Origin of the sequence: Rahnella ecdela (assembly GCF_019049625.1) — a bacterium.
Classification (GTDB): Bacteria; Pseudomonadota; Gammaproteobacteria; order Enterobacterales; family Enterobacteriaceae; genus Rahnella; species Rahnella ecdela.
On the sequence record NZ_JAFMOY010000131.1, the window covers coordinates 1 to 22,770 of the forward strand.

A 22,770-nucleotide genomic window follows, 5' to 3' on the forward strand; every position below is an offset into this window, starting at 1 on the left:
CAAAGAAATGGAGTATGCCGATCCAAAACTGGCGGCTGGCGATGAGTCGTTTTATTATCGAGTTCGGTGACCGCCTGAGCGCTCACCTTTAATACGATGGCAGTTACACAGAATTATTTACAGGGTCATTTGCTAGTGACTAATATCCATGTTTTAAATAAGATTATTTTTTTGTGAAAGTAATTTTATTCCCTTCAGTTTTTACTTTGTAAAAGTCGTTGTCGCAAATTACTTTGTTTAATAATCCATTGTCCGCTTCTAATTCTTTCGATTTTGTTAAGCCTCCAGAGATAATATCAATGTGAACTTCATAAGAACCTGCTTCAATTGAACTTACATCTAATCCCTTAAATTTAAGTGTACAGAACCAGCCTTTGTCATAGTTGACATAACCTCTTTCATAAAGTTGCCGACTTAGCATTGGCCTGTTAGCTTTTGCCAATGGAAAGGAGAAGCTCATGTCAGTATTTTTAAATACTAATTTTGTGCTAATGTCACTATATTCTCCGCAAGGGATGCCTTTAATTACAGCAATCCCTTCGGGAAATATTAGTTTCTCCCGAATGTCGAATTGTTTTAAGAGAGTAATAGGATCATGGGCGTCGTCATTATTTCCAACCTTACCATCACCGGCGAGTTCTACATATCCATAGGATGGTGTAGCTCCTTGTGATAAAGAGTAAAAAATACCTAGAAGTAAAGGAACATGGTAAGGGGTTATTTGATTATGTTCTCTGATTAATAATGATTCAGCATAAAATAGATTGAAGTTATTATATCTAATAAATTCCAGCAAGTAAGGCTTCACCTGTTCTGGATATTGTTTATCAATTTTAGAAGTTAAAAGATAAATATTTTTGTCTACATCGTCACATGTGCTAAGTAAATCAGGGATTAATGAATCTAATTCTTGTAATTTTTCTTTCGTAATATCGCCTAACATATGTTTGGCAACTTGTGGCCAATCATTATTTATAAATGTGCCAATTCTTAATTGGGGAACACTGCAAATAATATTTTTATAGTTAAACTTCAGTCCATAGTAGAGTGCAGTACTACCACCTTTGGAAAAACCAGCTAAGGTACAATTGTTTTTGTTTAAATCAAGTTCTAGAAGTTTTTCTTCGATAAAAGAGTTTACTGAGTGAGATATAGAAAAATCTAAGTCTTTGCACAAATAATATGAACAGCATTCATTAAAATCGTCTTTTATCCAGATCACAGTTGCAGGGCAATCATTCAATGCCGTCAAAAAATCATAGGTAAACATATTTGTAGCGCCGAACCCAGAAAAGACAATAATCAGATGTTTGTTATCATACTTTCTTTGCTTGATTTTGTAGGTTATATCAACCCCATCAATAGTGGTTTTTAATTCTTTCATACATGAACCCTCTGAATATTGATGTTTTAAATATTTAACTGAGTTAAAAATATAAAGTAAAAGCCTTATTGAAAAATAAGGCTTAACAGTTAAGGGGTAATTACAAATGGACTAATTAAAAATTAACTATGACTTATAAAGTGCTCTGTAGTTGTTTAGTCGAAGATATTGCAGACATTAGTTGTGCATGATTTAAACGATCCCAACTCTCTTTTGGGGCGATATCTGAATGATAACGAAGAATTGAAGACCAGCAGTATTTAACATCTGCCCAATTTCCTGTTAATTGGGATAGTTCAGCTCTAAGCATCCACTCTTCTACTGCCCGCGGGCTGCGAATACCTTCTGTAAATAATACTGCCAGTCCCTCTTCAATCATGCCAAGTTTTCTATAGGCTAAGGCAAGATGATAAGGTGCAGAATCTGTGATACCAATTAGTTCTCTCCAAATCTCAGCGGCAGAATTCCATTCTTTTTCTATTAGGTAATTCTCTCCCACTTCTATCCTATAATCTGTTAACTGTAAAGTATCTAAGTTCATTTCATCAAGTAGTGATAAGGCTTTTGATGAATGCTGTAGATAACGTAATGATCTTAAATAAATCACAGCTAGACCATCTGAAAGGAGATTTAATTTAATATCTGCTGAGTCAAATTGAGAAATTACTTTTGACCATTTGCATGTATCAAAAGAAAGTTTTCCAATTTCATATTTAAGTTCGGTATCCTTTTTTGCATAACCCTCATAGCTTTTGAGATAATTATGACACTGATCCGAATTTCCGATTTCTCTATAGCATCGAGCAAGAATTAATTCACTTTTAAGAACATGTAATTCATTTTGATTAAAAATATTAATTTTTTCCAAAATTAGCTCAATTGCTGCTTCCCAGTCTTTATGCGCAACAAGTTGATATGCCATGATTATTGTTCTTTGTGTATCAGAGAATGAATCTTTATTAACATTTAGATTATCTAATGCTTGAGTATTTTCTAACTCAGCAAGACAGCGATAATAATTAATTTCATCCTCAGTACTATCTATTTCTACACTATTCCAGATAGAGATTGCCAGGCCCCATTGCTGGCATGCCATGTATATTTTTGCATATTCAATTTTATATTCATTAAAATATGTTGAATGCTCAACATCAGACCATTGCTGGAGCAGATTGATTGCATCATTGATTTTACCATCTTCACGACAAGCTTGAATCAATCGCAATCTTGCAATCTGCTTTTGTTGGTTATTACCAAACTCTAAAAGCATTTTCCAGCGAGATATTGCTATCCCCCATTTTCTATGGGAAGTTGCTTTTCTTGCATAGTCTTCAAGAATTTCCAGATCACAATATCCCTCAACAAGAGGATTATCTAACTCGCAAATGGCTTCATAAGTTCTTTCACAATTATTTGTGTCTCGAATAGGGAATGTTTTATCTATTCTACTTTGATATTTTTGGGCAGGAGATGCATCGTTCTTAATTATTTTTTCTAATTCATCAAAGAACTCTGATTCTTTTACAACTACAGGGCCAAATCCATCTTCTCGATAATCAAAATATCCCTTCTTGTAAAAATGGCCTCCGGAAAATACTTCTTTTTCATCAAATTGATAGTATAAAGTTTGTTTTCCCTGAATAGCCATATCAAAGGCAACTGATGAATAATCGGTAATCATCATAGATGATGATTTAAACAAGTTTTGGATGCTGCCTTGTGTATGATCCGAAATTTTTATGAATTTCGGAACATCGAATAAATCAATGTATGGTGAAATATTAGCATGAGGGAAAAATATAACTTCAAAGTTATGTTTTTCTGATATTCTTTTGAGATAAGGCGAATGTAAAACACCTCTCCAGTGTTTTGCAAACTCTGTCTTCATAAACTCTGATGATACTTCTCTACTATTACCTTCACCTTTTGTAGTTCCGACGATATTTGACCGCCAAGTAGGCATTATTAATATCGACTTTTTATATAATTCACTTTGAGGTTGGTTAAGATTATCGTAACGTGGAAATCCAGTTAGCTTAACATTTTTTTTAGTGAATTTATAATGAGACTCATTAGATACTATGGAATTATATTCTGCTGTTGAAGCGGTTACGAAAACATCTATATTCTCTTTTTGGTTCACCCAATTAGAAATGTCATCTTTAGTTACGCCATGTTGTAAGAATACAAAGTGTCTACCCGTTAGCATTTTCGGGCCTAATAAATTCGTTATGTATTTGTCAACATGTGAGCTTATAACCTTTGAACAGCTTTTTAATATTTGTTCATGCCGTTTACTTCCAAACTCAACTAAATTAAAACCTCTATCTAACAATCTATCCCAATCGTGTGAATCCCTTCTTAATGCAAAATAAATACTTTGTTCAGGATGATGTTTTTGAATATAGTTGTAGAGATGTTCAGCATTGTCATCGGCCTGACTATCACGATCCATCAATAACCAAGATTTCTTAAATTCATTGACTTGGGTATATTTAGGTATTTGTTCAAGAAATCCTTTAATAATGTTATTAGTATCGATGCCTGATCTGTATTGTTTACCTTGAAATGATATTCTTGTGGGGATATCAGATATTTTAACATTAAAATTAGATTTTTCAGAAATAGGCACCCAAATCCTTCTTTCTTTTACAAATGTTTCAGATGTCAGAGTGTGTACCATTGTTTTAGCAAAATAAGGAATAATGTCATTATTATTTTCTGATATATGCTCTAGCTCATTTGTTTCCGTGAAATATCTTAATTCGATAAGACCTTTATTATGATCGTAGGATTCGATATAAATTATTTGGAATGGAGGTCGTTCATTTTTGAACTGTGAAAGCAATCCTACGCGGTGGTAGAACCAACATCCACCTAATCCGAATTCCATAATTGTCTGTGTGTCGATATAAGAGAATATTTCTTTAACCAAAGAAATAAATCTTACTTGTTGTTCCTCAGTCAAGAAAGCAATCTTTTCTGGATGGTTTACAATTGATTTAATATACCAAATTAAATGATAAAGGATGGTAATTTGCACATTTTTTGGAATTTCGGTGCTCAAATCTCTATGTTTTTTTAATATATCAAGGCATCCATGCTCCAGCACAGAGTCATATAATCCAGGGTGTTCCCAGGCACTATCTAAAGTAGACGTTCCGTCACCTCTTTTTCGGTAGAAGTATTTAGCAGATTTTAGAAAACCAATATTACTTTCTTTACAATGTATTAAATATTGCGCTACAAAATGGGCATCTTCAAAACTTGGTTTTACCCTTGAGTCGAAGTTTATTTTATTATCCAAGATAACATTGGTTTTGAAAAATGCGGTGCTTGCAGATAATTGCAATTGGTTACCAAGGTTATTTGCAGCAAATAATTTATCACCTTGACTATATCTATATTTTAATGGATGAGTGTCTTTATACAATTTAACTTCGTCAAAATAGAAAATGAAATTGCACGACATTAAATCAAGCTTCTTCTTTTCATTTGTTTTTGCAAAACTATCTACTGCTTTGAAATAATTAAAGTCTAAAAAGTCATCAGGATCAATGAATGTAACCCAATCAGTATTAACATACTGAAGCCCCATATTCCTTGCTGAAGCTTGCCCACCGTTGCTTTTATAAAGATAGGTGATATTGTTGGGGTACTTTTTTTTCCACGATTTTATTATCTCTGCCGATTCATCAGTAGAGCCATCATCTACTAGAATTAGATTAATATGTTTTTTAAAATCTAGGCGTTGTTTAACCATGCTGTTGAAATATTCATCAAGATATCTTCCAACATTATAAACAGCTGTTACAACAGTATACTGATAATTGCCGTTGTATTCTTTAGGTTGTATGCTATTTATTTTTTTCTTCTGTTTGTTTACCATGTCAGAGAAAAATAATTTAGGATCGCGAATTAGTTTTTTTACTTTTCTGTTAAGCATTTTCATTCTCTGATTCAAAGTGATATTTAAGTGTAGTACTTAAGAGGAATTGATAATTTTCGAGCGAAGCTTTTTGTGTATTGAAATCATTTGCACAAAAAGAATGAGGCGAAGCCTCATCCTGTTTCGCTTTTTTAAGTGCTTTAAAATAGCTGCGCGCCGCTGTTGAACGAATATTAAAGTAGTAGCAGATGTCTCTGGATGGGGTTGCTTTACCTGTCAGATAACTTAGCCATGGAACAAAGAAAGTCGCTAAATTTATATCCTGATTGGTGCGAAATTTATTAGGTAAAAAGCGAGTTATTTCTGATTCATATACACGCCATGCTTCTTCGAAAACACTTTTTCTAAGCGGAACATAAGTATGAACTAACGGCGTATCGATAAGGGACTTGAAGTCATCTTTGAAAATTCCACAGGCTCTTTGTGAAGCTGATAACGTAGGGGTGTTGGTGCCCCGCGCCTGCATTGCCGTCAGGCTTTTCTGTGACAAGAACAAAGATGAAATACCATTACTTTTGAAGAAATGCCCCGGTGGGAGCTCTCTTGCGACAAATACGTCATCGTTAAAATAAATGAAATGCTCTGCAAGGTCGGGGATTTTATGTAAGTTCGCTTCTATGACATGGGAGTTAAATGTTGGAAGGTATTTATCATCAATGATCTCTTTGTGATCAATGATTTTTATCCTGTCGTTTGACTCACACCATTTGGGTTTTTGATTATCAGTAATAATAAATATGTTTCTTACCCAGGGTATATAACGCTCGATACTTTTAACGGAATAACGCAGTTCATCATGATTACTAAATCGTGCTTCATCAGTAGCGAAATTGCCTAATGTTTCTGCACCAATCTCAGCTTTGAAACGCAAATACTTTTCTTTCCACTGCGGGTCGGAGTCATCCACCCAGGTAAACACAACATCAATGGGAAAGTTAATATGCATCAAATTTTCAATTGCGAGGTCATGTCTGATTAGAATATTTTCTTCTAACTCTGGGCACTGAATTTCATTTCTGATTATTGGATGTTTTTTGTTGAAATAATCCCGGAAAAAAATCCCAGGACTTTTCATAAATTTTTTGATTTTTTTCATTCGATAAAAAATCCTAAGGGATAAAGCCATGACTCTTTTCTGTCAGCAATATGCCGCGCAATTTCACTCTGACGGGGCTATGATGTTGTGAGGAAAAACACAACCGGATTCAGATCCCTTCATCATTCTTATATGTTGTAATGGCATCATCCACCGATTCAAAATACTTAACTTTGTTATCCCTTCCGATAAACAAAGCCACATCGCAAAATTCTTTCAGTGATCCCAGACTATGAGACACCATCAAAAAACTAGATTCTTCATGTCGCGCTTTGAATAAGTCGGCGCATTTCTGTTTGAATCTGGCATCACCGACCGCTGTGACTTCATCGACAAGATAGTAATCAAATTTAAATGCCATGCTCAGGCCAAAACCCAGACGGGATTTCATGCCGGAGGAATAGGTTTTAATCGGCATATCAAAATATTTACCCAGTTCGGCAAACTCTTCGACGAAGGCGACTTTTTCGCGTAACTGGTCTGGTGTGGAATAAAGGCGGGCGACGAATTTTACATTTTCCCGACCTGTCAGGCTGCCCTGAAATCCACCGGCTAAGCCGACCGGCCAGGAAATCGTTTTATCGGTGTGAATGTTGCCGGAATCAGGGCGGTCGATGCCGCCGATAACGCGTAATAAGGTCGATTTACCCGCGCCATTTCGGCCAATTAAAGCCACGCTTTTACCGGAAGGCAGTTCAACATTGAGATCTTTAAAAACGTAATGGCGGCCTTTCGGGGTGCGGTAGGACTTTGTCAGGTTTTCAATTTTTATCATGACGTCAGCATCGCCTCTTCACGATTACGGTAGAGGGCTAATCCGATGAACAATACAACCAGAGTACAACCTGCCAGATAGTTCAGGCTGACACCTTCACTGATATAACCCGGCACCACGGATTCACGGCAAAGTTCTACAACGTGAACGATAGGGTTCCATAGCAGATACGGCCAGTATTCTTTCGGGATGTTATGCAACGAAAACATAATGCAGGAAATAAAATAGAGCGGTTTAATCAGAATAGGTAAGAACTTCTCTGTTTCAGGAAATGACTTTCCGACAACCATAAATATTAAACCGACACCACATGAAAATAGTACTAAAAGTACCCAGACCAGAATCAGGGTAATAAGCTTAGTGACTTCAAAATCTTCACCCAGCAGGCCGACGATTGCCATAAGTAACACATAGACGACGGCATAAATCACCGCTTCTAACATCGCACGGGCAATGATGGTATCCACTGGACGAACAGGGCGGTAATTAAATAACCCCTGGTTGGCTTCAATAGCGCCAATTGAACGGTTGGTAATATTGCTGAAGACGAAATAGGGGATAATGCCGTTGATAAGGAATACCGGAAACGAAATATCAGGCATCGTGCGGTGCATAACATAGCCAAAGATCCCTAACAAAATCAGCATATGCGCCATTGGCTCTAAAGCCGCCCACAGATAACCCAATCTGAACTTACCAAAACGAGTCTTAATTTCCCTCAAAAACAGCGCTTTTACCGCTGCTTTCTGAACTTCTAAGCCACTACGTGCCATTGGATTTTCCAGTATTTATACGTTTTTCCACGCTACCGCCCCTGGCTTACAGCAGCCAATGCGCTCAGGAACGGGTCGGAATGTGGGGAGGCGGTTTTTGCATGACACATCTGAGATGTGTCCGAAGCGGGGGAGTCACTTATCCTTAAGTTGCGTATAGAGGTTTATTGCCGGGGAGAACTTCCCTGCTAAATATCTCTATTTTTTATCGGGTTAGAGTGAGATACCCTTTTCACAAAAATGCAAAGGTTGCGAAAAAATATTTCAGCAAGTTTCAAGTGTGATCACATCTATGTAAAATTGCTTTGAACTATTAATTTGCATTAAATCATTCATACAGCCTATTGGTTTAAGAATTCTCCTAGCTGAAAAATAAACTGATTGTTTATCAGTAAGATAATGAAATCGGTTCCATAGGTAAAAGTTGCACAAATAGTTGAAATTGTAACTATTCATAGGGGTAATTATTAAATGCTGATACATAGTTACAGATTGAGGGGGTTTTAAGTCAAATTTTCTCAAGCGGGGAGCAGGGCTTTGTTACCGGCACAAAAAAGCCAGCGACTTTCGTCACTGGCCTTTCGCATTAATCACTCAGCGTTCCGCAGCCTGATACTGCGGTATCGGGCTCTGCTTGCCCGATATGGATTACTCGATATTAGATTCGATGAACCACAGGAATTTATCCAGGTCGCGTGATGCGGCGGTGAAAATATCTGCGGTGTCTTCATCTTCCACTTCGCCGATAGCCTTGCGGGTATCGTTGGCGACAACGGCAAAACGATCTGCCAGTGCTTTCAGGTGTTCCTGCACAGTGTGGATGTTGGTCGGGTAGCTTTTCAGCGGGGTTTTATCGTTAACAACCTGCACGGTACCCAGCGCCACACCCCCTAACTGCACCACACGTTCTGCGATGGTGTCCTGGTGATCGATAACGGCTGTACGGAAACCATCAAGCATTTCATGCACGGCGATGAAGTTTGCACCACGCATATTCCAGTGCGCCTGCTTAATGATCAATGACAGATCAATATATTCAGTCACCAGACGGTTCAGCACCTTGATAGTATTGAGTTTGACGCTTTCATCTAAATCGTTGCGTGTATAAATAAGCTCAGAAGATTTCGTTTTGACCAGTTTAGCGGTACTCATATTCATATCTCCTTGTTTCATTAAAATTAATTGCTACAAACGTGTTTCTCAACTGCATTCAGTATAGCAATAAATCGAAATTTTGCAGGACAGCTGTTCCTATCGCTTTGATAGTATCTGTCTAATAGACAATTCCGTATTTGAGAAACCACCATATCACGCTGATTTATAAGGTGGATAGGAATTGTCCTGATCGGCGGGTTTATTTGTGTGTGAGTAATTAAATAATACTGATAATAATTTTCATTACATCGCAAAAATATTATTAAATGTAAGGTGAAGTATAAGGATATATATCCTCGTTGTGTTTGCAGAATATCCAGTAGTTTATATCACTGATAGTAATTACTGTCATAAATTATTATTTTAAAAAAGATAACGGCAGGGGAGACCTGCCGTATGGTTTTGTGTCTGGTGGCTTAAAGCGCCAGAGCACCGCTGTACAGTACCGCACCTGTCGGTTGTCCGGTCGGCGAACCTCCGCGTGGTTCCAGACTTATCGCCAGCGTATAACCCGGATCAGGCATTTTTTCCGCCAGTGCCAGCTGTGTCGGTTGTTGCGTATTCAGCAGGCCGAGCGAGCGTGGTTTTCCACCCGGCGGAATGGCCCAAAGTTCAAGGCTGCGGTTATCGGCAATACCTTGTGCCTTAAGCGGCGTCAGCATCAGACTGCGCGTGCTCATATCAACACTCACCACCCATTGCCCGTTCTGCGCACCGGCACTGCTGGCGAGAATAGCCACCGGCGTCGGGGTTTCAGGCTGTACCAGAAGGCGCGGAATGAGTAACAGCGCTGCAAGTCCGGCGGCCAGCGCCCAGCCGATATAGGCGCGAACCGGCCTTTTAACGGGCAACGGGTGTCTCGCGGGCTGCAATGCGAGGTTGTGCTGAATGCGTTTCCACACTGAAGCAGGCGGAATGACTGGCACAATCTGATTATCCAGCTGAGTGAAAGCTTCCTGCCAGCGGGCGACTTCGGCTGCCAGCTCCGGATCATTTTGAATTTTGTGCTCGAACTGAATTCGGGCCGCGCCGCGCAAGGTGCCGAGCGCATATTCAGCCGCGAGGGCAGCATGATAATGGCTTCTGCTTTTCATAATCCTACGCAGCTCTTTAAGTGATCCAGGGCGCGACGGATCCAGCTTTTAATCGTCCCCAGAGGTTGTTGTAAATGTGATGAGACCTCACCGTGTGACAGACCCTGATAATAAGCAAGCGTCAGGCTTTGTCTTTGTTCGGCGGGAAGGTGCGACAAACATTCGGCCAGTATTTTGGCGTCGCTGTCCTGCTGCAACCGCTGTAAGGGTTCATCATGGTCGCTGGCATTGTTTTCTCCCATGTTGTCGTCCAGTTCATCTAACTGGTTGTCGCTCCCGCGCATCCAGTCGATAGCGCGGTTGCGGACAATATGAGTGAGCCAGGTCATCGGGGAACTGAGCGCCGGGTTATACGAACCGGCGCGGTTCCACGCGGTGATATAGCTGTCATGCAACACTTCTTCTGCCCAGGCATGTCGGCGCAACATTCTCAGTGCGACGGCAAAAAGCCGGGGGGACGTCAGACGGTACAACTGCTCAAATGCCTGTCGATCGCCAACGGCCATGGCGCTCATCAGTTCACGCTGTACTTCCAGCGCTTTCTCTGGTGTTGGCTTTACTAAAAAATTGTCATGCATTCGCCCGTCCTGACTTGCTGAGGTGCTGTTTCATAAAGAAATCATGCCCTCAGTATAGTCGCTATTATTTTGGCATCAGGACGGTATCAATGACGTCGATCACACCGTTCTTCTGCTGGACGTCATAAGTGCTGATATTCGCAACATTCCCTTTGCCATCTTTCAGCTGAATATTGTGCGGGCCATTGTTCATGATCCACAGTGGCTGGCCGTTAACGGTTTTCAGTTCCGCAGTGCCGTTGCCTTTTTTCAGTAGTTTTTCCAGGTCTTTCATTTCATATTTACCGGCCACCACGTGATACGTCAGGATGCTGGTCAGCGTGGCTTTGTTTTCCGGTTTCACCAGATTGTCGACAGTTCCGGCTGGCAGTTTCGCGAAGGCGGCGTTAGTCGGCGCAAACACAGTGAACGGGCCTTTACCTTGCAGAGTATCCACCAGACCGGCGGCTTTCACGGCGGCGACCAGCGTGGTGTGGTCTTTCGAGTTCAGGGCGTTTTCCACGATATTTTTTGAAGGATACATTTCAGCGCCACCGACCATCGTGGTGCTTTGGGACATCATTGCAGCCATTGACGCAGTGCTCAGCAGCAGGGAAGCGCAGACAGCGGTACGGATTAATGTTTTCATGATGTAGTCCTTTGTCGTTGAGTAGGTAAGGTCTTGCCTCACATCTGTACATACGAATGACCCCCCGCTTTTGGATGCAGGAAAAACGATAAAAAATCGAAATAAATAAAAGTATTTTTCAACGCATTGATAAAAAAGAAAAAGCCACGTCTTCAGAACGTGGCTTTTTTATGGGTTTGCAGTGGCGGGATGCCTTACAAGAAGGACTACTTGCCGGAAGGATTATTCCCGGCGATATCGACCGTTTCTATTTTCGTTTTACGCTGAAGCGTCAGCGTGGAACCCGCCGATGCCGCGATAATCGCTGCCAGCCCGAGCCACTGTGTGCCCGTGAGGAACTCGCCGAGGAAAATAATCCCGGAAAGTGCGGCCATCGCCGGTTCCATGCTCATCAGCGTGCCGAAGGTTTTGGCCGGTAATTTGGTCAGCGCCATCATTTCCAGTGAATAAGGGATGGCCGACGTGAGCAGGGCGATCAGCAGGCCAAGCGGCAGGATCTCCCAGCTGAATATAGACGTCTTCGCCTGGATGACACCGACAGGGAAGAATATCAGCGCGGCAATCAGCGAGCCCATCGCGGCGGTGCCGGGGCCATAGCTGCTACCGGCGCGTTGTCCGGCAAGAATATAAATCGCCCAGCACGCGCCCGCAATCAGGGCAAAACAGGCACCTTTGAGATCAACGCCGCCCGCGCTCTGCCCGATGGGCAGCAGGAACAGTAATCCGGTGACGGCCAGTACCACCCAGATAAAATCCACAGGTCTGCGCGAAGAGAACATTGCCACGGCCAGCGGGCCGGTAAATTCCAGCGCAACGGCGATACCCAGCGGCACGGTGCGCAGCGCCAGATAAAAGGAGTAATTCATGCAGCCCAGTGCCAGACCATACATCAGCAGTGAGCGCAGATTGCCGCCGCGCATTTTCAGGCGCCACGGACGGAAATAGAGCAGCAACAGAATCGAGCCAATCCCCAGTCGCAGTGCGGTGACGCCCTGCGGCCCGACCACCGGGAACAACGTTTTGGCTAACGACGCGCCGCCCTGCAAGGAAAGCATGGCGATCAGCAGCAACAGGATCGCCATCAGGGGAGACGCTTTTTTAGGTAAAGCCGGGATCGGGGGGCTGTTGTTATTTGTCGCAGGCGGCAAATTCGTCTGCGTTTGTGGCGGGTTCTGTCCTGAATGCGTCATCCTTTAGGCCTTTTGAGGTGATTCCATTAATACAGAATCTTTTAGATTTATAGTTTTGAAAAGAAAGGTAAAGCACCGTCAGTGTAGAGGGAAAACGGGAGAGAAAAAATCCTGAAAAAAAGTTTTTTTCAGAACGTGTTTTTTTAAAAGAAGGGAAAAAACGTCTGAAAAGTGTCCATTTTTTGTCCATCTCTTTAGGAATTATCTGCTAATCCTAAAAAGTTCAATAAGTTTGTCTTATAGTTTATGTGACGAAAATCCCAATAAAATGAATGGAATAGGTAGTGCTGGAAACTTCCTGTTACACCATATGATGCTTTGGACATCTTAATTGAGGCAGAGTTTCACACTGATTTTTGTTATATTTTTGAACGTGAAGGTTACTTTGGTTTCTTATTTGAGGTGGTTATGATGAAAAAAATCGCATGTCTTTCCGCATTAGCTTGCGTAGTAGCACTGGGCGCATCAAGCGCATTCGCTGACACCAGCACCGTTACCGCTGGTTATGCTCAGGGTGATATGCAAGGCGTTGCTAACAAAGCAAACGGCTTCAACTTAAAATACCGCTGGGAACAAGATAGCAACCCACTGGGCGTTATCGGTTCTTTCACTTACATTGAAGACGACAGCACTCCGGCTTCTGGTGACTACCGTAAAGGTCAATACTACGGCATCACTGCAGGTCCAGCTTACCGTCTGAATGACTGGGCTTCCATCTACGGTGTTGTAGGTGTTGGCTACGGTAAATTCCAGTACACCGAAAACACTGCTTCAACCGCTGACCGTGCTAAATCTGACAGCAGCGATTACGGCTTCTCTTACGGTGCTGGTATGCAGTTCAACCCAATCAAAAACGTTGCTCTTGACGTGTCCTACGAACAGTCCCGCATCCGCAGTGTTGATGTTGGTACCTGGATCGCAGGCGTGGGTTACAGCTTCTAATTCTTCGCCCTGCGTAACGCTTCGTCGTTACACACCCGCGAAAACAAAAACCGCTCAAATGAGCGGTTTTTTTATGCCTTTTTTATAGCTGTCATATCAGAATATTCATCAAATCCCGCTGTACCAGTTATATCCCTGATCTTCCCAGTAGCCGCCAGGGTTCTCGTTGGTGACGAAAATCGCCCCGATGTGTTTGGCATTTTTGAAGCCGAGCTTGGTGGGCATTCGCAGGCGCAACGGATAACCGAAATCCGGCGGCAAAGGCTTACCACCGAAATCCAGTGCCAGAATGGTTTGCGGATGCAGCGCCGTCGCCATGTCGATGCTCGAGTAATAACGGTCGTCGCATTTGAATCCGACGTATTTAGCAGTCAGATCCGCGCCGACGTGCTGTAGAAACGTTTTCAGCGGCACGCCTTTCCACTGGCCAATCGCACTCCAGCCTTCGATACAAATCAGGCGGGTTATCTGGCTTTCCTGCGGTAATCGCTGCAATTGTTCCAGCGTCCACGAAGCTTTCTTTTGTACCAGACCGGAGACTTCCAGCCGGTAATTGGGAATGTCGATTTCCGGTACGTTATATTCCGGATAATAAGCGTTGAAGCGAAACGGCGTGGTGATCTGGTCGGCACGGTAGGTTTGCGCCAGTTTCTGGCCGCTGAACAGCCAGCCCTGTACGCGGTCATTCCAGCGTGACATTGCCCACAGTACTTTATCGACTTCGTCACCGTCTTGCAGATTACAGCCGGTCAGCATCGAAACCGCGCCCAATGTGAGGCCGGAGCGCAATAACAATCGGCGCTGGATGTTAACCAGCTGCTTACGCTGATCGGGCTCAAGAATAATTTTTGGCCGGCGTGATTTATCACTCATCGGCGCTCTCCTCCGTACTTATTTTTTTGCCGCCGGTCAGCATCGCCACGAAGGTTTTAGGCACCAGCAGAACCATCAGTACGTGAATAATGACGAACAGCATCACGCCGCTCATCGCAAAAAAATGCACATAACGTGCAATATCAAACCCGCCGAACAACCACACCAGCCCGCTGAACTGCACCGGTTTCCAGATTGATAATCCGGAAAGCAGAAGCAATACACCGAGCACCAGAACCCCGCTGTACATCAGTTTTTGCACCGCGTTGTACTGTCCGAGTTTGTGGGGAAGTTTGAATGTCAGCGCCCGAACGGTATCGCGCCAGACTGAGCCGGGCGAAAAGGGCAGGAAATCACGTGTGAAATGGCTGCTGAAAATGCCCCACAAAATGTAGAAAAGGGCGTTGGCCGCCAGCAACCACATCACGGCCAGATGCCAGGCAATATTGCCGCCCAGCCAGCCGCCGAGCGTGGTATTTTGCGGGAAGGTGAACGCGAAAATCGGATCGGCGTTATAAATCCCCCAGCCGCTCATGACCATGCCGATCATTGCCAGCAGATTGATCCAGTGACAAATGCGCACCGGCCAGGAATGCACCCTGCGTTTTTGTGGTGATGAGAGCTGAGGTTTCACGGTAAATCTCCTTATTTATCGGACGGATTACATCGGTGGGGCAATGCCGTCTTTACCGGCAGCGATACCACGGGCAACCAGTGCGCCTTTGTCATCTTTCATCGCGAACAACACGATTTTAGTGCCCGGCTTCAGCAGGCTGCGGTCGCCCGGTGCCAGCAGAACAACCGGGACATCGTCAGGTACGACGACAGTTTTCTCAGCATCGTGGTATTTCACGGTCAGCGTGCGGCCATTGCTGTTAACCAGCTTGCCGACGGTGCCGTTGGTCATGGTGTTAATTTTGCCATCAGCAGATTCAAACGGGTTGAAGCCTTCACCGCTGCCGCGCAGGCTTGGCGCAAATACGTGAACTTCCAGCGCTTTCAGCGTGCCGTTGGCCTGCGGAACGGCGGCGGTGCCGATGAAGCTGTCCGGTTTGATGTCGCTTATCTGCCCTTTGGTGACGGCGTTAATTTTGGTCTGGTCAGTCAGCTTAACGTCAAGCTTTTCGCCCTGACGGGTGGTGATTTGTACTGATGAGTCATTAACGGAATCAATGGTTCCGCGTGTCGGTTTGATCACGTTATCGGCGGCAAATGCCGATGCCATTGTGCTGCTCATCAGCAGGGAGCCCAGTAAAAGACCCGCAAGACGTTTGGTGGTATTCATTATTAACTCTCCAGTTTCCGGCGTTATTTCATTTGGTTAGAAGAATCACTGAACCTGCCAGTGATGAATAACTTCCTTAAGAGTGGACGATAAACCGGGATTGGCTGATGACAAATTGATGACAAAATTGTCATCAAAGGTGTCTGGCTAAACTGATAAACTTCACTGTGAATCATTCTTTGGGAGAATGGTCTTGCGGCGCTGAGGGCCTGAATGCGGATACTGGTTATTGAAGACGATGTCAGTACAGGCGATTACCTGAAAAAAGGGCTGACCGAAGCCGGTTACAGCGTCGATCTGGCGCGTAACGGTGCCGACGGCCTCTTTCTGGCGCTGGAGGAGAGCTATGACACGGTGATCCTCGACGTTATGCTGCCCGGTCTTGATGGCTGGCAGGTGATGGAAGTGCTGCGCAAGAAAAGCGACGTGCCGGTGCTGTTTCTGACGGCCCGCGATGAAGTGCAGGATCGCATTCACGGGCTGGAGCTGGGCGCTGACGATTATCTGATCAAACCCTTTTCCTTTACCGAACTGGTATTGCGTATCCGCACGCTGCTGCGCCGTCCGGCCGCCCGCGAGCCGGATACTTACTCAGTCGCTGATCTGAATCTTGACGTTCTGCGCCGCCGTGTGACCCGACAGGATCAGACCATCGCGCTGACCAATAAAGAATTCATGCTGTTGCAGCTGCTGATGCGCCGCGAAGGCGAGGTGCTGTCGCGCACCATGATCGCCTCACAGGTCTGGGATATGAATTTCGACAGTGACACCAACGTGGTGGATGTTGCCATCAAACGCCTGCGTGCCAAAGTCGATCGCGCCTTTGAGCTGAAACTGATCCACACCGTGCGTGGCATCGGCTACGTCTGTGAAGTGCGCAATGACTGATGTTAAATCCGGCAAACCGCCCGGACGCGCTATGTCGCTCACCCTGCGCGCCACGTTACTGTTTGCGCTGATCGCCTCGCTGGTGGTCAGTGCCGTGGGTTTTTATCTCTACTATTCGATGGATAAAGAACTGGTGCGCCGCGCGGATTATCAGGTCAGCGGACGCGTGCAGTATTTTCGTCATCTGCTGGCCAACGAATTCCCGCTGTCACAGCTGAGCCGCAATCCCGGCCTGTTCGAAAACATGCTCGGTAATGAGCGCGATATTCTGACCTTCAGCCTTTCCGGCGAACCACCGTTAATTAACGTCAATCCTTCGCACCTGTTTTTACCGCCGGTTGCCGCGGTGCCGGATGGGCAGCCGCTGACGCTGCAAACGGTTCATGCGCTGACGTCGTCGGACGGTACGCCGGTACGTTTTGCCCGCGCTGCGGTAAAAATTCAGGACGGACGCACGGTAGAAATCAGCGCAGGCCATTTCATGACGGAAGAATCGCGCTTGTTAGAAACCTTCCGCTGGGAAATTATCGGTGCAGTGTTGTTTGCGTACCTGCTGATTGCGGCGCTGGGTTATCTGGTTATCCGGCGCGGATTACGGCCGCTGCGCAATATGGCGCGGGAGGCGACGCAGATCCATCCGGCCAGCTTATCGACACGCCTGAGCACCGACAAAGCGCCGCAGGAATTACAGCAACTCATTCACTCTTTCAACGACATGCTGGAAAGGCTGGCGGAAGGTTATCAGCGCCTGACACAGTTTTCTGCCGATCTGGCGCATGAAATCCGCACGCCAGTGGGCGCGCTGATGGGGCATTGCCAGGTGGCGCTGTATCAGCCGCGCACGGTGGAAGAATATGAAACGCTGCTGGCCAACAATATGGAAGAACTGGAACGCATCTCACGGATGGTTGAAAACATTCTGTTCCTGGCGCGCGCTTCTGATGCGCGATCAGTTCTCACCATCACCAGCATTGATGTTTCATCAGAAATTACGCGTATTCAGGAATACTTTGAAGGGCTGGCGGAAGAGCGTGAAATGACGCTGCATGGCGAGGGAAGCGGAATATTGCAGGCCGATGCTATTTTATTTCAGCGGGCGCTGAGCAATCTGGTAGCTAATGCCGTGCGCTATGGTCGGGAAGGCAGCGAAATTGTATTGCGCGCGGAACCTCACAGCAAAGGCATGAACATCCACGTGATCAGTCAGGGGGATCCGATACCTGCGGATAAGCTCGGAAAACTCTTCGACCGTTTCTATCGCGCTGATGCATCGCGCAGTGAAGGCGGCAGTTCCAGCGGGCTCGGCTTGTCGATTGTTCAGGCTATAATGGCGCTTCATCAGGGCAGTGTGAGTGTAGAAAGTTCAGCGCACGGAGAAACACGGTTCACGTTGTCCTTTCCGGATGCTGAACACAAACTTTCTCAATAATCGCTCAACAAGTTTTAAAAAATAAGTCAGAAAAGTATTAAAGGCGCATTTCTATGGCATTGAAACTTAAGTGATTCGTTAATTTTGTAACATTATCACATTGGAAGTCATGAATCACTTTGAACGATTATAGACGTCCCGGGGTCTGATTTACCCTAAGGAGCAGGTTCCATCCTCCGGTACGAGCGGTCTTTATGACGTAAACAGACTCACAAAAGAGCCATTTATTTCTAATGCATAAATTACGAACACTTTCGCAACAGAGCATTTCTTTGTTCATTGCACTTTATCTTGGGATTTTACTGAACCTTCCGATCTTCTTCCGTCGTTTCGAGCAGCTGCATTACGACAATGCCTTGTCCATTGCTGTTGAAGCGATCGCCTGTTTCGCGCTGGTCTACTTCCTTTGTATGTTGCTGTTGTATACCGGAAAAACCGTTTTCCGTGTACTGATGACGGGCATTGTTATTTCCTCCGCTGCCGCCAGCTATTACATGATCCTGTTCAACGTCGATATCGGTTACGGTATCTTGGCGGCGGCGCTGGCATCGGATTCTATTGATTTATCTAAAGAATCGGTCGGAACGCACTTTATCTTCTGGACGGTGCTGGTCAGCCTGATCCCCGTTCTGCTGCTGTGGTTGAGCAAAATGCCGGGTGCGGCGCTTAAACAAACCACCTTTAAAAAGCTGGCGGTAAGAACTGCGCTGCTCGCGGTTTCCGGGCTGATTTGTTATATGCCGCTGCGACTGATGGGCAAAGTGCAGGATCGCCACGACATCGTTAATAACCGCATGATGGCGAGTTATGGCGGCGTGGTTGCCGGTACATATTCGCCGTCGAACTGGCTTTCGGCGCTGGGTTTATACACTTACAGCAGTTACAGCAAAGCGGAAGACAACAAAAACCTGTTCGATCCGGCCAAACATTTCACCTACACCGCACCGGCTGATGCCAAAGATATGTATGTGGTCTTTGTGATCGGCGAAAGTGCGCGTCGCGACCATATGGGCCTTTACGGCTACGACCGCGATAACACGCCGAATCTCGACAAAGAGAAAAACCTGGTCGCGTTGCAGGGCTATTCCTGCGATACCGCCACTAAACTTTCCCTGCGCTGCATGTTTGTGCGTGAGGGCGGGGCATCTGAAGAACCACAACGTACTCTGAAAGAAGCTAACGTGTTTTCCGTTCTGAAAAGCAACGGCTGGAGCTCAGAGTTATACTCCATGCAAAGCGAAGCGTGGTTCTACAATAAAACCCGCGCTGACGATTACTCGCTGCGTGAAAACATTGCGTCTGAGAAGCGTAACGCCGGTAAGCCGGTGGATGACATGTTGCTCATCGACGAAATGAAAGATTCGATGAACAATCATCCGCAGGGCAAGCATCTGATTATTCTGCATACCAAAGGCTCGCATTACCTGTATTCCGACCGTTATCCGCGTTCTTTCGCCAAATACAAGCCGGAATGTATGGGCATTGATGACTCCTGTTCTACCGAAGAGATGATCAACGCTTACGATAATTCGCTGCTGTATACCGACTATTTCCTGTCCCAGGTCTTCGACCAGTTGCGCGATAAGAACGCGATTGTGTTTTATGCCTCCGATCACGGTGAGTCGATTTCCAAAAGCATGCATTTCCACGGCACACCGCGTGATCACGCGCCGATTGAGCAACGTACTGTGCCGATCATGGTCTGGGCGTCTGACAAATTCCTGTCTAACGACCAGAACAAAGCCAGCTTCGAACAGTTACAGAAAATGGCCGCTGAAAAGAAACCGGCTTTCCATGAAAAACTGTACGACACCATTCTCGGCTGTATCGGCTACACCTCGCCAAATGGCGGGATAGTCGAGCAACATAACTGGTGTCACGTGCCTGATCAGGCCGCTGCCGCAAAATAATTCCTGCTAAAAATGCCGCCTTTTTCCGATGAACGGAAAGGGCGGCGACTTCCTTCTGGTCGATGCCCCTTTTTTGAGTCACAATCGGTTAACACGCCTTTAAGGTATTCTTTTTGCTTTTTTTTATCAGGGCCGATAACCGATGCAAGCATTTCGAATCACTCTCTGTGTCCTGACGGTCATGATGACTTTGCTGACGCTGCTGCCTTTTTCACGCCATCAGCGCTGGTGGATCCGTGTCTGGGATTTCCCGCGATTGCAGATGGCGGCGTTATGCCTGCTGTTTCTGGTGACTGAGCTACTTATCCTGCCTTATGGCGACCTCACGGAAGGCATTATTATTGTTCTGACCGTGGGCTGTATGGCCTATCAGACCTGGTGGATTTTGCCATACACCCCTTTTTACCGGGTGCAGGTGAAGAAAACCGTCTCCGGCAGTCATTCACGTATCAAAATCATGAACAGCAACGTGCTGACCACTAACCGCAAAGCCGGTCCGCTGATTGCACAAATCCGCCAGCATCAGCCGGACATTCTGGTGTTACTGGAAACCGATCAATGGTGGGAAGATCAGATGGCGGTGCTGGATGCAGATTACCCGCACAGCCTGCGTTGTCCGCTGGATAATCTCTACGGTATGCATGTCTATTCCCGCCTGCCGATGCATGCGGCAAAAATTCAATTTCTGGTGGCAGACGATATTCCGTCGATGCATTTTCGTGCCGAACTGCCTTCCGGCGAACAGGTGGTAATGCACTGCCTGCACCCGATGCCGCCGAGCCCGACCGAAGCCGATGAATCCACCGACCGTGATGGCGAACTGGTGGCGGTTGGTCATACGGCAGCAAAAGCTACCTATCCGACGATTGTGACCGGTGACCTGAATGACGTCGCATGGTCGCGTACCACGCGCCTGTTTATGAAAATCAGCGGCCTGCTCGATCCGCGTCGTGGCCGTGGTATGTACAATACTTTTCACGCCAGTTATCCGTTCCTGCGCTGGCCGCTGGATCACGTTTTTCATAGCAAAGACTTCACGCTGGTCAGTCTTCAGCGCCTCGGTTTTATGGGCTCGGACCATTTCCCTATCCTGGTGGAACTGGCGCTGACGCCTTGTGAAGGTCAAGATCAGGAATCGCTGGAAATCGACGAGGAAGACCTCGAAGAGGCGGAAGAAAAGCTGACCAATGCCGGGGTGAAAAGCACTGACGTACACCGGGCGGAAAAACTCAACATGCCGGTCTGCGGGTAAGCAATATGACAAGTGAACGCGATCGCCTGCCGCTGGCGGAAGATTTACGGGTGTTTCTGGCGGTGGTGAATAAACAAAGTTTCGCCGCCGCGGCAACGGAACTCGGTCAGTCTCCTGCTTATGTCAGTAAGCGGATCCAGATCCTCGAAGAGTCGCTGAATGCCCGCTTGTTACACCGTTCAACACGCGGAGTGCGCTTAACGGACGAGGGCGAAAGAGCCCGTCGCTGGGCGCTGCAAATTCTGGATAACTTCGATCAGTTTATCGGTGATTTGTCGGACTCACGCACCGAACCCCGTGGCAATGTGCATATTTGCAGTTCGTTCGGTTTCGGGCGCTGTCACGTTGCGCCTGCAGTGGCGGAACTGGCAGAGCGGTATCCGCTGCTGAATCTGCGGCTGGATTTGTTTGACCGCGTAGTGGATCTGGTCGCGGACGGGATCGATTTGGAAATTCTGGTCGGTGACGATATTCCCGAGCAGCACATCGGCAAAAAGCTGGCACAGCATCAGCGTATTTTGTGTGCGTCTCCTGCGTATCTGGCCGCGCACGGCGTGCCGGAGTCAACGGATGCGCTGGCGCAGCATCAGTGTCTGGTATTAAAAGAGCGCGATAACCCGTTTGGCATCTGGACTCTCACCGCCAGAGACAAAGAGTATCGCGCCCGTGTAAAAGGGCCGCTTTCATCAAACAGCGGCGAAGTAGTCCTGCAATGGGCGCTGAAAGATCACGGTATTATCCTGCGTTCAGAGTGGGACGTAGGTCCCTATATCGAGCGCGGTGAACTGGTGCAGGTGCTTCCCGCGTATTCCCAGCCCGCCAGTGTGTGGGCTGTGTATCCCACGCGTCTTGCGGACTCCGCTAAACTGCGCGTCTGTGTCGAATTCCTCCAGCAACGGTTCAGCCAGTTACTGGTATAGCGCCGTTTTTACACGGCGCATATGACTTCCCCGGCTCATGCCAGCCATGGATTTTTTGCCAGATGTGACTGCTGGAACTGGCGGATATCGTCGCTGTAACGCAGCGTATTCCCGACCGCATCCAGCCCGTTGAGTAATGACAGTTTGCTCAGCTCATCAATCGTAAAATCAATCACTTTGTCGTTTTGCAAAACAATCTTCTGATGCGGCAAATCGACGGTGATTTCGTTGCTGTCCGCGAGCGTGACTTCCTGCGCGACCTGCGCCCATTGTTCCGGACTCAACTGTACCGTCAGCACGCCGTTACGCTGGCAGTTATCGAAGAAAATCCCTGCAAACGTCGTGCCGATCAACGCGCGGATCCCCAGCTGTTTTAATCCCCATACGGCATGTTCACGGCTGGAACCGCAGCCGAAGTTCGGCCCGACCAGCAGGAATTTGGCGTTCTGCCATTCAGGCTGATTGAGAATAAAGGCTGGATCCGGTGAACCGTCCGCCAGAAAACGCAAATCGAAAAATACCCCTCTATCTAGCCCGTTGCGGTCGATGCCTTTTAAAAACTGCTTCGGCATGATCACATCGGTATCGACATTCGCGGCGGGTAACGGCGCAGCCACGCCGGTTATTACGTTAAAAGCCTGCATTGTTT

Annotated in this window: 20 protein-coding genes; 6 read left to right on the plus strand and 14 right to left on the minus strand. The window is 46.0% G+C overall.

All coding sequences use genetic code 11. The features are described 5' to 3' along the window. Positions 1 to 163 precede the first annotated feature (163 nt). The 10 genes from J1784_RS18630 to rhtA form a co-directional block, all read right to left on the minus strand. A complete protein-coding gene (locus tag J1784_RS18630; RefSeq protein WP_217150428.1) occupies positions 164 to 1,384 on the minus strand; it encodes an accessory Sec system protein Asp2 in 1,221 nt (406 codons plus the stop codon). A gap of 133 nt (positions 1,385 to 1,517) precedes the next feature. Beyond that, positions 1,518 to 5,330 (minus strand): CDP-glycerol glycerophosphotransferase family protein, encoded by a 3,813-nt coding sequence (locus J1784_RS18635; RefSeq protein ID WP_217150429.1) that lies wholly within the window; start codon positions 5,328 to 5,330, stop codon positions 1,518 to 1,520. Next, entirely contained in the window at positions 5,323 to 6,429 is a 1,107-nt protein-coding gene (locus tag J1784_RS18640; protein ID WP_217150746.1) for a Stealth CR1 domain-containing protein, read from the minus strand. Before J1784_RS18640 ends, J1784_RS18635 begins: the two co-directional genes overlap by 8 nt. A gap of 109 nt (positions 6,430 to 6,538) precedes the next feature. Further along, positions 6,539 to 7,204 carry an ABC transporter ATP-binding protein gene (locus J1784_RS18645; protein WP_217150430.1) on the minus strand — a complete coding sequence of 222 codons (666 nt, stop codon included), beginning with the start codon at positions 7,202 to 7,204 and terminating at the stop codon, positions 6,539 to 6,541. Continuing rightward, positions 7,201 to 7,977: an ABC transporter permease gene (locus J1784_RS18650; RefSeq protein WP_217150431.1), complete on the minus strand. Its 777-nt coding sequence runs from the start codon at positions 7,975 to 7,977 to the stop codon at positions 7,201 to 7,203. The genes J1784_RS18645 and J1784_RS18650 overlap by 4 nt, the downstream gene beginning before the upstream one ends. 648 nt (positions 7,978 to 8,625) lie before the next feature. Further along, positions 8,626 to 9,129 (minus strand): DNA starvation/stationary phase protection protein Dps, encoded by a 504-nt coding sequence (gene dps, locus J1784_RS18655; RefSeq protein ID WP_120131355.1) that lies wholly within the window; start codon positions 9,127 to 9,129, stop codon positions 8,626 to 8,628. Positions 9,130 to 9,548: 419 nt separating this feature from the next. After that, positions 9,549 to 10,226 carry an anti-sigma factor gene (locus tag J1784_RS18660; protein WP_217150432.1) on the minus strand — a complete coding sequence of 226 codons (678 nt, stop codon included), beginning with the start codon at positions 10,224 to 10,226 and terminating at the stop codon, positions 9,549 to 9,551. Then, a complete protein-coding gene (locus tag J1784_RS18665) occupies positions 10,223 to 10,804 on the minus strand; it encodes a sigma-70 family RNA polymerase sigma factor (RefSeq protein ID WP_217150433.1) in 582 nt (193 codons plus the stop codon). The genes J1784_RS18660 and J1784_RS18665 overlap by 4 nt, the downstream gene beginning before the upstream one ends. 64 nt (positions 10,805 to 10,868) lie before the next feature. After that, positions 10,869 to 11,432 carry a fasciclin domain-containing protein gene (locus J1784_RS18670; RefSeq protein ID WP_217150434.1) on the minus strand — a complete coding sequence of 188 codons (564 nt, stop codon included), beginning with the start codon at positions 11,430 to 11,432 and terminating at the stop codon, positions 10,869 to 10,871. Positions 11,433 to 11,638: 206 nt separating this feature from the next. Next, the gene (gene rhtA / locus J1784_RS18675) at positions 11,639 to 12,547 is read right to left on the minus strand and encodes a threonine/homoserine exporter RhtA (protein ID WP_338019929.1); all 909 of its coding nucleotides are present in this window, start codon (positions 12,545 to 12,547) and stop codon (positions 11,639 to 11,641) included. A gap of 486 nt (positions 12,548 to 13,033) precedes the next feature. Between rhtA and ompX the strand changes: the two genes are divergently transcribed. Then, positions 13,034 to 13,564, plus strand: coding sequence for an outer membrane protein OmpX (ompX, locus tag J1784_RS18680; protein ID WP_217150747.1), 531 nt, complete (start codon positions 13,034 to 13,036; stop codon positions 13,562 to 13,564). Positions 13,565 to 13,672: 108 nt separating this feature from the next. Here ompX and J1784_RS18685 read toward each other — a convergent pair whose 3' ends face one another. From J1784_RS18685 to J1784_RS18695, 3 genes are read right to left on the minus strand one after another with little or no spacing between them, the layout of a single operon-like run. Further along, a complete protein-coding gene (locus J1784_RS18685; RefSeq protein WP_217150436.1) occupies positions 13,673 to 14,437 on the minus strand; it encodes a molybdopterin-dependent oxidoreductase in 765 nt (254 codons plus the stop codon). Beyond that, a complete protein-coding gene (locus tag J1784_RS18690) occupies positions 14,430 to 15,071 on the minus strand; it encodes a cytochrome b/b6 domain-containing protein (RefSeq protein WP_217150437.1) in 642 nt (213 codons plus the stop codon). The genes J1784_RS18685 and J1784_RS18690 overlap by 8 nt, the downstream gene beginning before the upstream one ends. Positions 15,072 to 15,098: 27 nt before the next feature. Next, positions 15,099 to 15,722 carry a hypothetical protein gene (locus tag J1784_RS18695; RefSeq protein ID WP_217150438.1) on the minus strand — a complete coding sequence of 208 codons (624 nt, stop codon included), beginning with the start codon at positions 15,720 to 15,722 and terminating at the stop codon, positions 15,099 to 15,101. Between the two features lie 213 nt (positions 15,723 to 15,935). Here J1784_RS18695 and J1784_RS18700 point away from each other — a divergent pair, with 213 nt between their 5' ends. The 5 genes from J1784_RS18700 to J1784_RS18720 all read left to right on the plus strand — a co-directional run bounded on the left by J1784_RS18700 (position 15,936) and on the right by J1784_RS18720 (position 22,121). Then, complete coding sequence (locus tag J1784_RS18700) at positions 15,936 to 16,610, plus strand: heavy metal response regulator transcription factor (protein ID WP_217150439.1); 675 nt, start codon at positions 15,936 to 15,938, stop codon at positions 16,608 to 16,610. Next, positions 16,603 to 18,039: a heavy metal sensor histidine kinase gene (locus J1784_RS18705; RefSeq protein WP_238485610.1), complete on the plus strand. Its 1,437-nt coding sequence runs from the start codon at positions 16,603 to 16,605 to the stop codon at positions 18,037 to 18,039. The genes J1784_RS18700 and J1784_RS18705 overlap by 8 nt, the downstream gene beginning before the upstream one ends. Positions 18,040 to 18,272: 233 nt before the next feature. Next, on the plus strand, positions 18,273 to 19,949 hold the full coding sequence (eptB, locus tag J1784_RS18710) for a kdo(2)-lipid A phosphoethanolamine 7''-transferase (RefSeq protein WP_217150440.1): 1,677 nt from the start codon (positions 18,273 to 18,275) through the stop codon (positions 19,947 to 19,949). Positions 19,950 to 20,091: 142 nt separating this feature from the next. After that, complete coding sequence (locus J1784_RS18715; protein WP_217150441.1) at positions 20,092 to 21,201, plus strand: endonuclease/exonuclease/phosphatase family protein; 1,110 nt, start codon at positions 20,092 to 20,094, stop codon at positions 21,199 to 21,201. 5 nt (positions 21,202 to 21,206) lie between these two features. After that, the gene (locus tag J1784_RS18720; RefSeq protein WP_217150442.1) at positions 21,207 to 22,121 is read left to right on the plus strand and encodes a LysR substrate-binding domain-containing protein; all 915 of its coding nucleotides are present in this window, start codon (positions 21,207 to 21,209) and stop codon (positions 22,119 to 22,121) included. Between the two features lie 35 nt (positions 22,122 to 22,156). On the opposite strand, the gene leuD is transcribed toward J1784_RS18720, so the two are convergent. Further along, positions 22,157 to 22,765 (minus strand): 3-isopropylmalate dehydratase small subunit, encoded by a 609-nt coding sequence (gene leuD, locus J1784_RS18725; RefSeq protein ID WP_217150443.1) that lies wholly within the window; start codon positions 22,763 to 22,765, stop codon positions 22,157 to 22,159. Positions 22,766 to 22,770: the final 5 nt, after the last annotated feature.